The organism is Reyranella sp., assembly GCF_030651995.1.
GTDB lineage: Bacteria > Pseudomonadota > Alphaproteobacteria > Reyranellales > Reyranellaceae > Reyranella.
This window is the reverse complement of the sequence record NZ_JAUSBN010000013.1, coordinates 1-13,584: the sequence shown is the minus strand read 5'-3', so window position 1 is coordinate 13,584 and position 13,584 is coordinate 1. Positions and strand designations below refer to the sequence as shown.

Sequence of the window (13,584 nt, the reverse complement as noted above, 5' to 3'; positions counted from 1 at the left end):
GGACGTGACCGAGACGAAGGGTGCCTCGTCGCTCGGCTCGATGCTGGCCAGCCACAAGCCCGGCGAGCCGACGCGGTTTGGCCGCATCTTCAAGCCCGATGACGCGTGGCTCGCCAAGGCGCCCCAGGAGCCGGTCCTCGAGCCCGAACTGGCAATCGTCGACACCCACCATCACCTGTGGGACTTCCCGGGCTATCGCTATCTGCTGGACGAGCTGCTGATCGACATTGGATGCGGCCACAATGTCGTGGCGACGGTGTTCGAGGAATGCCGCTCGATGTACCGCGCCCACGGGCCCGAGGAGATGAAGCCGGTGGGCGAAGTCGAGTTCGTGGCCGGCGTGGCGGCCATGAGCGCGAGCGGTCGCTACGGGTCGACGAAGGTCGGCGCCGGCATCGTCGGTTTTGCCGACCTGACGCTGGGCGAGCGGGTCGCTTCAGTCCTGGAGGCCGAGATCGCGGCGGGCGGCGGCCGCTTCCGCGGCATCCGCCATTCCGCGGCCTGGGATGCCGACCCGATCATCGGCAACAGTCACCACTTCGATGGGCCGGGCCTCTACGGCACCGCGAACTTTCGTGCCGGCATGAAGCAGCTGGCGAGACTGGGCCTGTCGCTCGATGCCTGGGTGTTCCACCCGCAACTCGCCGAGGTGGTCGACCTCGCCCGTGCGTTCCCGTCGGCCAACATCGTCATGTGTCACATGGGCGGGCCGCTGGGCTACGGCCCCTATGCCGGCCGGAAGGACGAGGTATTCGCGACCTGGAAGGCGGGGATGAAGGAGCTGGCGGCCTGCCCCAACGTTTCGGTGAAGCTGGGCGGCGTGATGATGCGGCTGGCCGCCTTCGACTATATGCAGGCGCCGTCGCCGCCGTCGTCCGAAGGGCTCGCTGGCTACTGGGGGCCTTACGTAAAAACCTGCCTTGAACTGTTCGGCGCCGACCGCTGCATGGTCGAGAGCAATTATCCCGTCGACAAGATGGGCATCGGCCCGTCCGCCCTCTGGAACGCTTTCAAGCGCATGACATCGGGCGCGTCCGCCGACGAGAAGAAGGCGATTTTCAGCGGCACCGCGAACCGCGTCTATCGCCTCGGTCTCGCGGACGTCTAGCCCGGATCTCTCACCGATGTGAGCAGACGTCATCGGAGTGAGCATGTGCACGCCTCATTCGGATGAACGGTGATCCCGGCGATATCCACCCGGCGGCTCTGAAGAACAGCATGTAGCAGGTCACGAGCACGCGCAGCGTCAGCACCTCGGCGATGGAGAAGTCGGTCCACCCCGCCAGCAGCTCCCGGTCCACCGTCCCCGTCACGCAGGCAAGGATACGCGCCCAATCCATACCGCACCCTGCCCCGACCTTCGACGACGGCGTCGTCGGCCGTCCGGACACTTTTACGGGAACACCTCCGGCACCGTTATATCGACCCTGCTTGACTGGCTAACCTGCGGCTATTCCAGTTTTTGGGCCTTACGGGTACGTCACGCCAGCAAGCTTGATCGTGTCACCATCGGTCACGGTCTGGGCGCCAGCACTGAAGGAGAGCGCCAACAGTACTCCGTCCCATGCAGGCCTCTTGAGGCACACTACGTGTCTCGCCGTTCCCGGCGCATGAAGGCGGCGAGTGGCATCGCCGCGAGGGCGACGAAGGCCATCAGGTGGAAAGCATCCAGGTAGCCGATCATCGCGGCCTGTCGCAGGATCTCGTTGGACAGGCTCTGCAGGCCGCCGGGGCTTTCCAGGCTCCACTGCGGCGGCAGGCCCGGCATCGACAGGGACTTGTTGTAGGGCGTGATGAACTCCGTCATCCGCGAATAGTTGGATGCCGTCGAGCGACTGACGGTCAGCACGGCGATGGAAATGAACAGGCTGGAGCCGAAGTTTCGCATCAGGGTGAAGACGGCGGACCCTTCCGTGACCTGGCGCGGCGGCAGGGTCGAGAAGGCCATCACCGTCATCGGCGTGAAGGCGATCGACTGGCCGAGACCCAGCAGGAAATTGGCCCACAACACGTCTGAATCGGTGAGGTTGATGTCGAACTGGGCCATCCAGAATCCCGCCCCGGCCTGCAGCGCCATGCCGCAGACGATGGCGAATCGCGGGGCGACCCGCGTGAGCTGGGCGATGAACAGGAACGCTGTCCAGTTGCCCACGCCGCGCGCGGCGATCAGCCAGGCGATGGCATTGTCGGGGTAGCCGCGCAGGTCGTGGAACAGGGTCGGAAACAGCACGATGCTGACGAAGTTCAGCATGCCCATCACAAAGGCGAGCAGGATCCCGATGGAGAAGTTGCGGTCGAGCAGCAGGCGCGGATTGAGGAATGGCGCCGGCACCGTCAGGCAGTGCATGACGAAGATCCAGAGTGCCAGCGCGCCCGTGAAGGCCAACAGCATGATCTCCGTCGATTCGAACCAGTCCAGCCGGTGGCCGCGGTCGAGGATCAGCTGTGCGGCCGCCATCGCCACGGAGAGGGCGATGAAGCCGATCCAGTCGAATTTCACGGTCGCGCGCGCCGTGTGGTCGCGGAGCGCGAACCATATGCAGATCAGCGCGCAGATCCCGGGCGGGAGGATCATGAAGAAGGCTGCGCGCCAGTCGTAGGCTTCCGTCACGATGCTGCCCAGGATGGGGCTGGCCACGGGACCGAACACCGCGCCGATGCCCCACATCACGAGAGCGGCGGGCTGAAGATGCTTCGGGAAGGTTGCCAACAGGATGGCCTGGCCGAGCGGCATGATTGGCGCGCCGAACGCCCCCTGGGCTACACGGGCCAGAATCAGGCTCTCCAGGCTGTTGGCCACGCCGCACAGCACGGAGGTGGTGGTGAAACCGAGCACCGTAAAGAACATCAGGTTGCGCCAGCCCAGCCGGCTCGACAGCCAGCCCGTCATCGGCGTGGCGATGGCGGTCGCGACCAGGTTGAGCGTGATGACCCAGGAGATCTCTTCCTGCGTCGCCGACAGGTTGCCACGCATCTGCGGCAGCACCAGATTGGCCAGCGTAATGGTCATGCCGAACAGCATGTTGGCGAGTTGGACCATCAGCAGGATGAGCCACTGCCGTCCGCTGATCGAGAAGAGGCCACCCTTCTCGGCGATGGATTCATCCCGGGATGTCGTTCTTACTGCTCCTTATGGCATTGTCTCGGCGATCGGAGTGTAGCGGCCTCCCTGGTGTCCGTCGTCAGATAGATTGATACGGATCGGGTCTATTTGGCCGACATTCCGCAGATAGACCCAAGGGACGGTGCGAACGCCAGCATTCTGCCGGGTTTCGAGGAAACCGTCAGCGGCCGACACAGGTTCCACCACCGCTTCCGCCATGCGCGCGCCCAGAACGACTTTTGATCCGTCGATTTGGCCCTTTCCCTCGTCATTCGGACGCCCTCCTCCCGTGGTGACGGCGCATTGGTGCGGTCTTGCGCTGGAGCCGATCGTCGTCGCAGCCCGTCGATCAGCCGCACTGTTTTCTCGAACAGTTCTCCCGGCATCGCGACTTCGGCCATCTGGAAGACTGCGTAGCGGGCGTGGCGCACGACCTTGGCACCGATCTTGATCAGCTTCTCTCGCAGGCTGGTCAGCGCCCCCCTGCGCAACCGCCTCGGGCGGGTGTGCCTACCCAAGGCTCTAAAAGGCCAAGAAGGCATGGAGCTTTCGGCGCCACAACCATACCGTCACTGGCACGCTCACGCTTCTTTCCGCCCTCGGTTCCCTGCTCGCGTTCCGGGTTCGTAGTCGCCTCACCTTGGAACTCGAACTCGTCGCCCTGCGACATCAGTTGACCGTACTGCGCCGGCAACGCCCTGGCTTGCCTCGGCTCTTCGCCGCCGACCGCCTGCTCTGGGTTTGGCTTCACCGGATCTGGCCACAGATCCTCGACGCCATGGTGCTGGTCAAACCGGCAACCGTCGTCCAGTGGCATCGCTACGAGCGTCGGGCGGCCTGACCCGTTTACGGCGACTGAACCTCTACCACCGTCGTACTGCCGTCGGCCGCTATTGCGTCGCTTGGAGGCAGGGGCGTTCAGAACACATGCGGGGAGTCCGCATCGCAAGAGAGCGGCGTGCGCTCCGATCATCGAACGTCACCGAGTGGCCTTCATCGGCAAACCGATTCAGGGCCGCATCGATTTTTGAGCAAGGACAGGCAGCTGCCTTCCAAATAGACTTGATTCGCAACAGCTAACTGGACAGCAGGCACTTATGGGCAATCTCAGCGGCAAGGTAGCGTTGATCACCGGCGCGAGCCGTGGACTGGGGGAAAGCACAGCCCGCACCATGGCGGCGCAAGGCGCCGGCGTGATGTTGCTGGCCCGCGATGGCGCCGCCGTTGCAGGCGTCGCGAAAGATATCGTCCGTGCCGGCGGGCGCGCGGAGTCGCTTGCTTGCGATGTCGGCGATTACGCAGCGGTAGAACGTGCCGTCGCTGTGACCCGCCAGAGCTTGGGCGGCCTAGACTTTCTGGTGAACAATGCCGGCATCATTGAGCCGATTGCTGAGATTGCGGCGTCTGACCCCACCATCTGGGCCGACAACATTCGGATCAACCTGGTCGGCGCGTACCATGTCGTGCGCGCCGTGCTGGGTGGCATGGTCGCGGGCCGCGGCGGCACAATCGTCAATGTCTCTTCTGGCGCTGCACACCGCCCGCTCGAGGGCTGGAGTGCGTATTGCGCGGGCAAGGCCGGACTTGCCATGCTCACCCGCTCCATCGCGCTCGAAACGGCGGGCCGCAATCTACGCGTTTTCGGATTCTCGCCGGGTACGATCGATACCGAGATGCAGGTCAGGATTCGCGCCTCAGGTATCAACGCGATAAGCAAAATCCCGCGCTCCGAACTCTCGCCGGTCGACCATGCGGTGCGTGGCCTGGTCTATCTCTGCGCCGGCAATTGCGATGATCTGATTGGCCAGGACGTTTCGATGCGCGACGAATCCTTTCGTCAACGTATCGGGCTCGCCTGACCATGACATCCCCTTCTCTGCAAGCCTGCCAACTGATCGTCCGCGCCACCCTGGTCGACATTGTCGATCGCAACAAGTTCGACCATTGGTACGAGACCGAGCATCTTCCCGATGCACTGAAGGCCTTCAAGGCACAGCGGGCATGGCGCGGCTGGAGCCAGACCAACCCGCTCGTCCACTTTGCGTTCTACGAGTTCGCGAACCTGGCCGAGGCCGACGCCATCCAATCTTCACCTGCACTCGCCGCTCTGATCGCGGAGTTCGACCGTATGTGGGGCAAGAGAGTGGTCCGCACCCGCGAAGTGATCGAAATCGCCGGCACACTGAAGACCACATGAGCCACCAGCGCAGCGAAGTCACGCCTATGCGCCGGCTGACCTCTGGGTAGACCCACGCGGTCAGATGCGACGGGCCGAACAGACGACCGCTGCTACCGGCCTTTCCAGTCCGGCTTACGCTTCTCGGCGAAGGCGCGCGGACCTTCGACCGTGTCCTCGCTCCTGGTCATCGCGACGAAGGCCGGATAGTCGAGATTGTGCATGGCGGTCTCAAGGGCGGGGGTGTCCAGCGAGCGCATCACGACCTGCTTGGTCGCACGCACCGACATCGGGGAGCACGCGAGGATATCGCGGGCCCACCGCCTGGCCGCATTCATCAGCTCATGATTCGGGACCACTTCGGTGACGAAGCCCAACTCGAAGCCTTCCTGCGCCGAGACGTGACGCCCAGTCAGAAGCATGCCCATTGCCTTCTTGAGCGGGATCATCCGCGAGAGCCGTTGCATACCTCCCGAACCGGCAGCCAGACCCACTTTCGGCTCCGGCAGCGCGAAGGTGGCTTTGTCGGAAGCGACGATGATGTCGCAGGCAAGGGCGATCTCGAAGCCGCCGCCCATGGCGACGCCGTTCACCGCCGCAATCACCGGCTTCTCGAGATCGAAGCGGCTGGCCAGGCCGCCCATCCTGCGAGGCGGATGAACCGGTAACTTGCCTGTCTTCTTCCTGTAGTCGGCATGGTACTTCAGATCGTTGCCGGCGCTGAACGCTTTGTCGCCCGCGCCGGTGATGATTGCGACCCAGAGATCGGGGTTCTCGCGAAAGCCGTCGAAGATGTCGGACAGCTCCTGGTTCGCCATGGGGTGGAGGGCGTTATAGACCTCCGGTCGATTGATGGTGACGATCAATATGCGGCCTTCGGTTTCGGTCTTGCTGTATTCACCCATTGCTCGTCTCTCCAGTTCAATGAGCCGATGATCTCACCGAATGAGGTGGAAGGCACTGGTCTCTCGCAATGGATAAATCGGTGCCTGTGCCCGCCGAATACTACATCCGACAACATTCATGATGAAGGCCGCCGGGAATCGGCCACGCGGCAAGCTGGCCGTGGCGCTGGACCGGTCGGCGGTCTGGCGAGTCCTTGTCCATGAACAGATGCGTCCGGACTTCATTGTAACAGTCGGCGTAGGCGAGAAGGATCCGGCGCAGATGGCCCTCGCCGAAGACGACGATGTGATCGAGATTCCTGGTCGCATGCGGCAGACTCGCATGTCCGCCCCGCCCAGGGACTCCTCTGCGGGACTCACACGTTAGACGGTGTCCGCCAGGCACAGGGAAGTGCTAACGTCATCACAAACAAGAGGAGGAGACATAAGGATGAAAAATCTGATGTTGCCGCTGGTCGCGGCCATACTGGCCCTCACCGCGGCCCCGGCCGCCTGGGCGCAGAAATCCGGCGGCACGCTTCGCGTCACTCATCGCGACAATCCTCCCAGTGCCTCGATCCATGAGGAAGCGACGATCTCGACCGTCATGCCGTTCATGTCGGTCTACAATAATCTCGTGGTCTTCGATCCCAAGACCAAGCAGAACGCCCCGGACCATATCGTTGCCGACCTCGCCACCTCCTGGAAGTGGAACGACGACGGCACTAAACTCACCTTTCAGCTTCGCGACGGGGTCAAGTGGCACGACGGCAAGCCCTTCTCCAGCGCCGACGTGAAGTGCACTTGGGACATGTTGATCTCGACGGACTCCAAGCTCCGCAAGAACCCGCGCAGGACCTGGTATTTCAATCTGAAGGAAATCACAGTCAACGGCGACAAAGAGGTCACCTTCCATCTCGCACGGCCGCAACCGTCGCTGCTCACCATGCTGGCGGGCGCCTTCTCACCGGTCTATCCGTGCCATACCTCGGCGCAGCAGATGCGGACCAAGCCGATCGGCACTGGACCATTCAAGTTCGTCGAGCTGAGGCAGAACGAGGGCATCAAGCTCGTCAAGAACCAGGATTACTGGAAGCCGGGCAGGCCCTACCTCGACGCCATAGAATTTTCAATTATTCCCAGCCGCGCGACCTCGTCTCTGGCCTTCGTCGCGGGCAAGTTCGACCTCACTTTCACGGCCCAGATCGCGGCACCCGCGCTGAAGGATCTCATGCTCCAGGCGCCGTGGGCCGTCTGCGAGATGCTGCCGACAAACACCCAGGCAAATCTTCTGGTCAATCGCGACAAGCCACCGTTCGACGATCCCCGCATCCGCAAGGCCATGGTACTATCGATTGACCGCGATTCCTTCACCCACATCATCGGCCAAGGGACCAACCGGCAAGGCGGCTCGATGCTGCCGCCTCCCGAGGGCTTGTGGGGCATGCCAGCCGACTTCCTCGCTACTGTTCCAGGCTACGGCGCGGATCACGAGAAAGCGCGCGCGGAAGGCCGCAAGATCATGAGCGAGCTGGGCTACAGTGCCGATAATCCGCTCAAGATCAAGGTCTCGACCCGCAACATCCCGACCTATCGCGACCAGGCAGTCATCCTGATCGACCATCTGAAGCAGGTGAACATCCAGGGCGAGCTTGAGCCGCTCGACACATCGGTCTGGTACAATCGCATGGCCCGCAAGGACTTCACCGTCGGCATGAACGTCCAGGGCGTCGGCATCGACGATCCCGACGTGGTCTTCTACGAAACCTTCAGCTGCGGCTCGGAACGAAACTACACCAACTACTGCAACCCGGAGATCGAGAAGCTCTTTGAGCAGCAGTCGCGCATGATGGACATCGAGGCGCGCAAGAAGCTGGTGTGGGAGATCGACAAGAAGCTGCAGGAAGACGGTGCACGCCCGGTGATCCAGCACGACTGGGCCGCCACTTGCTGGCGGCCTGAGGTCAAGGGCCTGAACCTCGCCGTCAACACGATCTACAACCACTGGCGTTTCGAGGACGTCTGGATCGACCGCTGAGAAGAGCCTTGTCCCAGAACAGATGCGTTCGGAGTTGTTGTCGCCGGCACAGGCCGCAACGATCCGGCGCAGCTGGGTGTGCTTGCTCAAGACTCCCAAAAGCCGAGAAAGCATAGAGTTTTCGGCGCCGCAGTCATACCTTCATAGGCATGCTCATGCGCTTGTGCGCTGTCGGTTCCCTGCTCTCGTTCCGGCTGCGCAATCTCTACGAGCGTCGCGCGGCTTGAACCCCTTGCGGTGATCGCACTTGTACCGCCGTTGCATCGCCGGACCTCGTTGCGATCCGCAATGGCATCACTCGGTTGCCGGCGCGCCAGATCCCTCTTCAATCACCGAACATCGGCAACCGTCGCCTTCATCGGCGCACCGATTCCATGACCGGACGGAATACTGAGCAAGGGCACCCAGTCCCGGTTCTCGCGGGCCATCCGAATGATCAGTTCCTCGACCTCCCGCTTGATCCGGGGCCTGTCCGGATATTGCCTGGCCTTCGAGCCATCGAACTTGTGGGCCGCGAGCTTGCGATACCGACCAAGGATCGTGTCCGGCCGAGCGACGGAGGCGACGGACCAGCAGCAGCCCCGACGGCCCCGCAGCGATGATCCCGACCTGCGCGCGTTGCTGTCTGACCATTGGTCTCGCTCCCCTGCCGTTGGCATGCGCGCCGTTCCGCGGGCTACCAGGCCCGTCAGGGACGCCGGCGCAGCGCCGTCACCATGACCAGCGCCGCGACCGCCTGCAGCACCACCGTCATACCCAGCGCCCAGCTGTAGCCGTCAGGATCCCAGCCGCCCGAATCGGTGCGCGGCCAGAGGTCGAGGATCCAGCCGACCGCCGCCTGGACCGCGAAGGCCAGCCCCAGCGCCACCGTGTTGGTCGCCGTCGAGACCCGGCCGGTCAGGTCGGGCGGGAACATCTGGTTGACCACCACGTAGCCCACCGAGCCGGCGGCGCTGAACAGCGCCATCGCGAGGAACAGCGCCAGCACGACCGCGAACCCGCGCGGCTGCAACATCAGGCCGACCTGCACCGCGACCACGGCGACCAGGGCGACGATGGGCACGATCACGGCCGGCAGGCCGAGCCGTTCCGCGCGGCTGGCGGCGCTGCCGGTCAGCACGCTGCCCGCGATCATCGCCAGCGTGTAGAGGAACAGCACGCCGGCCCGGGTCGCCCCGTCCATGCCGGCAACGTCGCGCAGCCACGGTCCGGCCCACAGGCCGAGGTAGGCGAAGTTGAAGGTCGAGATGGTCGCGACCGCCGGGCCGAAGCGCCAGAAGGTCGGCGAGGCCAGGATGCGCGCGCTCGAGGCGAGGTAGCCCCGGAGCGTCGGCGCCGGTCCCGGCCCGCGCGGCTTTTCGGGCACCGACAGGAAGATCCAGAGTGCGACCGCGAGCGTGACGGCGCACAGCACCCAGAAGACGCCGCGCCAGCCGAGCGTCGGCAGCAGGGCCTCCACCGGCACGGTCGTGACCGTGCTGCCGACCGCGGCGATCGCCGTCGAGATGCCGATCACCTGGGCGACGCGGCGGCGCTCGAACCAGTCGGCATTACCCTTGAGCACCGCCATCAGCCCGGCCGAGATGCCGACGCCCAGCAGGACGCGCCCCAGCGCCAGCCCGGCGAATCCCGGCGACAGCGCGAAGATGGCGAACCCGAGCGCCGCCAGCGCCATCAGCGCGACCTGGACGCGCCGCGCGCCGAAGGCGTCGAGCGCGACGCCCAGCGGCAGCTGCGTCACGGCATAGGCCGCGAACATGCAGGCGGCCAGCGTCCCCAACTCGACCGCCGACAGGCCAAGCTCTACGGCGAGCACCGGCCCGACGATCGCCATCACCGTGCGCGCGGCCTGGTTCACGAAGTGCGCCGCGGCGAACGGGAGCGTCACTCTCAGCAACATCGGGAAACAGTATGACAGGCATTGCAGGCGCGCGTCGCCTGGGGAACGGTCGCTTGGACCCGGTGCCCTCCAGGGGCAAGGCCACGACCGTCAGTCTCACGCCGCTCACCTCCGCCTTCGACGGCGACGTCGGTCCCATCGATCTGCGGAAGGTGCACGACCGCGCAGACAATCAGAACTGCGCACCGAATTACCGCGCAGCTTCAATGTCTTACGAGAAGCGTACCAAATCCGGTGGGCAACAGCTTCGAAGAGAGAAGGCCCGTGAGAGAGCCGGGAGCCCTGGTGGCGCCGAGACCGATCAACAGGTCGTTGGCGAAATGCCCGCCGCTATTGGGCTTGTTCGGGACCAGTCCGCTCCCTGGAGACCGATGTCCCGTGCGGCACTGGCGGAGGATTGGAACCTGGGATCCAACGTTCTCCGATTCCACCAAGTCCCTCCGCAGCTGCCTTGGTCGCGAACTCCCGATTGACGCGCTGGCGCCAGCGCTCATTCCAAACGCGCCATACTCGCTACCATGCGTGGTCGTTCGCATTGTGCGAATTGCTGCGGGTTGCTGGGGGTTGATCTTTGCAAAATGCAAAGCCTTTGGCGGATGAGGACAAACGCGGCAGTCGCGAGCCCTTGAGCGGCCTATGTTTTCTGGCTCCGGTCTGTCCCATTCGAAAGCTCGCCGGTGGCATGTCGATTGCTTACAATGGCGCGACCGCCTTCGATCGTGTGGGTGCCACCCTGTTTCGAGAGTTGTCATGCTGCCTTCGCCCCCCGCCTCCCACGAGGCCGCTCGCCTCGCCGCCCTGCAGCGCTACGAGATACTCGACACTGCACCCGAGGCCGCGTTCGACGAGGTCACGGCGCTGGTCGCCGAGAGCCTCGATGTCCCGGTGGCGCTTGTCTCCCTGATCGATGTCGATCGTCAGTGGTTCAAGAGCCGCGTCGGACTGGAGCAAACCCAGACGCCGCGCGACATCTCCTTCTGCGGCCACACCATTCTCCAGGACGGCGTGTTCGAGATCCCCGATGCCGCGCAGGACGACCGGTTCCACGACAATCCCCTCGTGCTGGGCGAGCCTAACATCCGCTTCTACGCCGGCGCTCCGCTGTTGACTACCGACGGGCACCGCATCGGCACCTTGTGCGTGATCGACCGGCGGTCGCGCCGTCTCGAGGCCGGCCAGCGCGCTTTGCTGCAGCAATTCGCCCGGCTGTTGGTAGCGCAGCTCGATCAGCGCCTCGCCAACCGCCGGCTCGCCGCAGAGCGGCAGCACCTGCAACAGCGCCAAGACTACCTGCAGCAAGTGCTGAACACCTCGCTCGAAGGCTTGGTCGCCATCGATCGCGCCGGCCGCATCACCGAGTTCAACGCCGCCGCAGCGGCGTGCCTGGGCTACTCGGCCAAGCAGGCGATCGGGGCGTCGGCGATCGACCTGCTCGTGCCAACGCGTTACCGCGCGGTGTTCGCCGACCAGGTCGCGGCCTTCTGGGCGGACACCCAGGCCGCGCCCGGCACTCGGCGCGAGATACCGGTGCTGCGCGCCAACGGAACCGAAGTCTCCATCGAGGCGTCGATCAGCCTGCTGCCCAGCGAGCAGGGCGGCCGCATCATCTTCTTCTTCCGCGACATCGACGAGCACAAGAAGGCCGAGCGCCTACACCACCAGTTGCGCGATCTCGTGGAGGCCTTCCCCGAGTCCTTCATCTACTACGACGCCAACGAACGGCTGGTCACCGCCAACGCCCAGGTGCTGCAGAAGCTCGGCGTGGTGTCGCGCGTCCGCAACATCGGGCGCAGCTTCGAGGAGATCCTGGCCGCGACGGTGCGCGAAGGAGTCTACGCCGACGCGGTCGGCCGCGAGGCGGCGTGGATCGAGGAGCGGATGGAAATCCACCGCAGCTACGGCTCGATGGAGATCCGGCTCACCAACGGCAACTGGATGAAGCTCGTGCAGCGCCGCACCGCCGACGGCGGGCGGATCTGCGTCTACATCGACATCACAGAGATCAAGCAGCGCGAGGCCGCGCTGCTGGCCGCGCGTCAGGAGGCGGCCGACGCGTCGCGCGCCAAGACCGACTTCCTCGCCACCATGAGCCACGAGATCCGCACGCCGCTCAATGCCCTGATCGGGCTGACCGAGGTGCTCACCGTGACGCCGCTCGACACTCAGCAGCGCCTTTACCTGGAGACAATGCAGACGTCGGGCCGGCAGCTCCTGCAGATCGTCAACGACGTGCTCGATTTCTCGCGGTTACAGGCCGATCAGATCCAACTCGCCGAGGACGACATTGACCTGCGCAGCCTGCTGCGCAGCCTGATGCAGACCATCGCCGCCCTGCCCGGCGCCGCCGCGCTGCGGCTGGACAAGGACGTCACTCCCGACGTGCCGGCGCGCGTGCGCGGCGACGGCCCGCGCCTGACGCAGATCCTGACCAACCTGCTGGGCAACGCGGTGAAGTTCGCGGCCGGCGGGCGGGTGGCGCTGTCGGTCCACGCCGGCAAGTCGCCGTCCGGGGAGCGCACGCTGCGCTTCGAGGTCAGCGACAGCGGTCCGGGCATTCCGGTGGACCTCAAGGACCGGATCTTCGAGCACTTCGTGCAGGGCGACGGCAGCGCCGATGCGCGCAAGTCCGGCACCGGCCTCGGGCTCGCCATCGCCCGGCGCCTCGCCGTCGCCATGCAGGGCACGCTGGAGCTGGCCAACCCCGGCGAGCCTGGCGCCCGTTTCGTGCTGAAGATGCCCTGCCGCGCCAGCAGCAGCAGCAGTACCGCCGCGGTCGCCGAGCCGTCGATGCCGAAGCCGGCGAGCCCGCCGCGCCGCATCCTGGTGGCCGAGGATACGCCAGCCAGCCAGATGGTGGTTCGCCTTCTGCTCGAAGGCCTCGGCCATACGGTCGAGGTCGTGTCGAATGGCCGCCAGGCGGTCGAGGCCTGCGGGCAGCGCGCGTTCGACGCCGTCCTTCTCGACATCCAGATGCCCGAGATGGACGGCTGCGCGGCGGCGCACGCCATCCGCGCCCGTGAAGCGACCGACGGAAATGCAGGCGAAGGCGGAAGCCGGCTGCCGCTGGTGGCGCTCAGCGCCTTCTCCCAGCCGTCGGAGCAGGCAGCGGCGCTGGCCGCCGGCATGGACGCCTATCTGACGAAGCCGGTACGCCGTGCCGATCTGGTACGGCTGTTCGAGAAGCTCGACAGGCTGGGGTTGGACAACCGGCCAACTTGAGCCCTGCAGGATGCAAGAGATGGTACGACGGGCTTGTTCGACCGCCGGCCGCACTCGTTCGAGGAATTCGTCGAGTACAGCTCACGCGTTGGTGCGCGCCGTGACGAGCGCGCCGACCGCCTCTGCCTACTGAATACTACATCCGGCAATATTGATGATGAAGTCCGCCGAGAATCGGCCGCGTGACGACTTGGCCGTACCGCTGCACGGACCGATGGCCCGGAGAATCCTTGGACAGAGATAAATGCGTCCGGACTTCATTGT

The 13,584-nt window shown here is 64.9% G+C and carries 10 protein-coding genes; 7 read left to right on the top strand and 3 right to left on the bottom strand.

The window, feature by feature from the left end:
* Window positions 1-4 precede the first annotated feature (4 nt).
* Window positions 5-1,108, top strand: coding sequence for an amidohydrolase (locus Q7V45_RS03250; RefSeq protein WP_370692550.1), 1,104 nt, complete (start codon window positions 5-7; stop codon window positions 1,106-1,108).
* Window positions 1,109-1,585: 477 nt separating this feature from the next.
* Here the strand turns inward: Q7V45_RS03250 and Q7V45_RS03245 are convergent, their stop codons facing one another.
* Entirely contained in the window at window positions 1,586-3,040 is a 1,455-nt protein-coding gene (locus Q7V45_RS03245; RefSeq protein ID WP_304846889.1) for a DHA2 family efflux MFS transporter permease subunit, read from the bottom strand.
* 703 nt (window positions 3,041-3,743) lie between these two features.
* On the opposite strand from Q7V45_RS03245, the gene Q7V45_RS03240 reads away from it, so the two are divergent.
* From Q7V45_RS03240 to Q7V45_RS03230, 3 genes are all read left to right on the top strand, one after another.
* Window positions 3,744-3,944: a hypothetical protein gene (locus Q7V45_RS03240; RefSeq protein WP_304846886.1), complete on the top strand. Its 201-nt coding sequence runs from the start codon at window positions 3,744-3,746 to the stop codon at window positions 3,942-3,944.
* Between the two features lie 256 nt (window positions 3,945-4,200).
* Entirely contained in the window at window positions 4,201-4,962 is a 762-nt protein-coding gene (locus Q7V45_RS03235) for an SDR family NAD(P)-dependent oxidoreductase (RefSeq protein WP_304846883.1), read from the top strand.
* 2 nt (window positions 4,963-4,964) lie between these two features.
* Window positions 4,965-5,300: a hypothetical protein gene (locus tag Q7V45_RS03230; RefSeq protein WP_304846880.1), complete on the top strand. Its 336-nt coding sequence runs from the start codon at window positions 4,965-4,967 to the stop codon at window positions 5,298-5,300.
* Window positions 5,301-5,392: 92 nt separating this feature from the next.
* Here Q7V45_RS03230 and Q7V45_RS03225 read toward each other — a convergent pair whose 3' ends face one another.
* Complete coding sequence (locus tag Q7V45_RS03225) at window positions 5,393-6,184, bottom strand: enoyl-CoA hydratase-related protein (RefSeq protein WP_304846877.1); 792 nt, start codon at window positions 6,182-6,184, stop codon at window positions 5,393-5,395.
* A 118-nt stretch (window positions 6,185-6,302) separates the two neighbouring features.
* Between Q7V45_RS03225 and Q7V45_RS03220 the strand changes: the two genes are divergently transcribed.
* Window positions 6,303-6,551, top strand: a complete 249-nt coding sequence (locus Q7V45_RS03220; RefSeq protein WP_304846874.1) for a hypothetical protein — start codon at window positions 6,303-6,305, stop codon at window positions 6,549-6,551.
* Window positions 6,552-6,614: 63 nt separating this feature from the next.
* Window positions 6,615-8,201, top strand: coding sequence for an ABC transporter substrate-binding protein (locus Q7V45_RS03215; protein ID WP_304846871.1), 1,587 nt, complete (start codon window positions 6,615-6,617; stop codon window positions 8,199-8,201).
* 688 nt (window positions 8,202-8,889) lie between these two features.
* Here Q7V45_RS03215 and Q7V45_RS03210 read toward each other — a convergent pair.
* On the bottom strand, window positions 8,890-10,089 hold the full coding sequence (locus Q7V45_RS03210; protein ID WP_304846868.1) for an MFS transporter: 1,200 nt from the start codon (window positions 10,087-10,089) through the stop codon (window positions 8,890-8,892).
* A 762-nt stretch (window positions 10,090-10,851) separates the two neighbouring features.
* Here Q7V45_RS03210 and Q7V45_RS03205 point away from each other — a divergent pair.
* On the top strand, window positions 10,852-13,320 hold the full coding sequence (locus Q7V45_RS03205) for an ATP-binding protein (protein ID WP_304846865.1): 2,469 nt from the start codon (window positions 10,852-10,854) through the stop codon (window positions 13,318-13,320).
* Window positions 13,321-13,584: the final 264 nt, after the last annotated feature.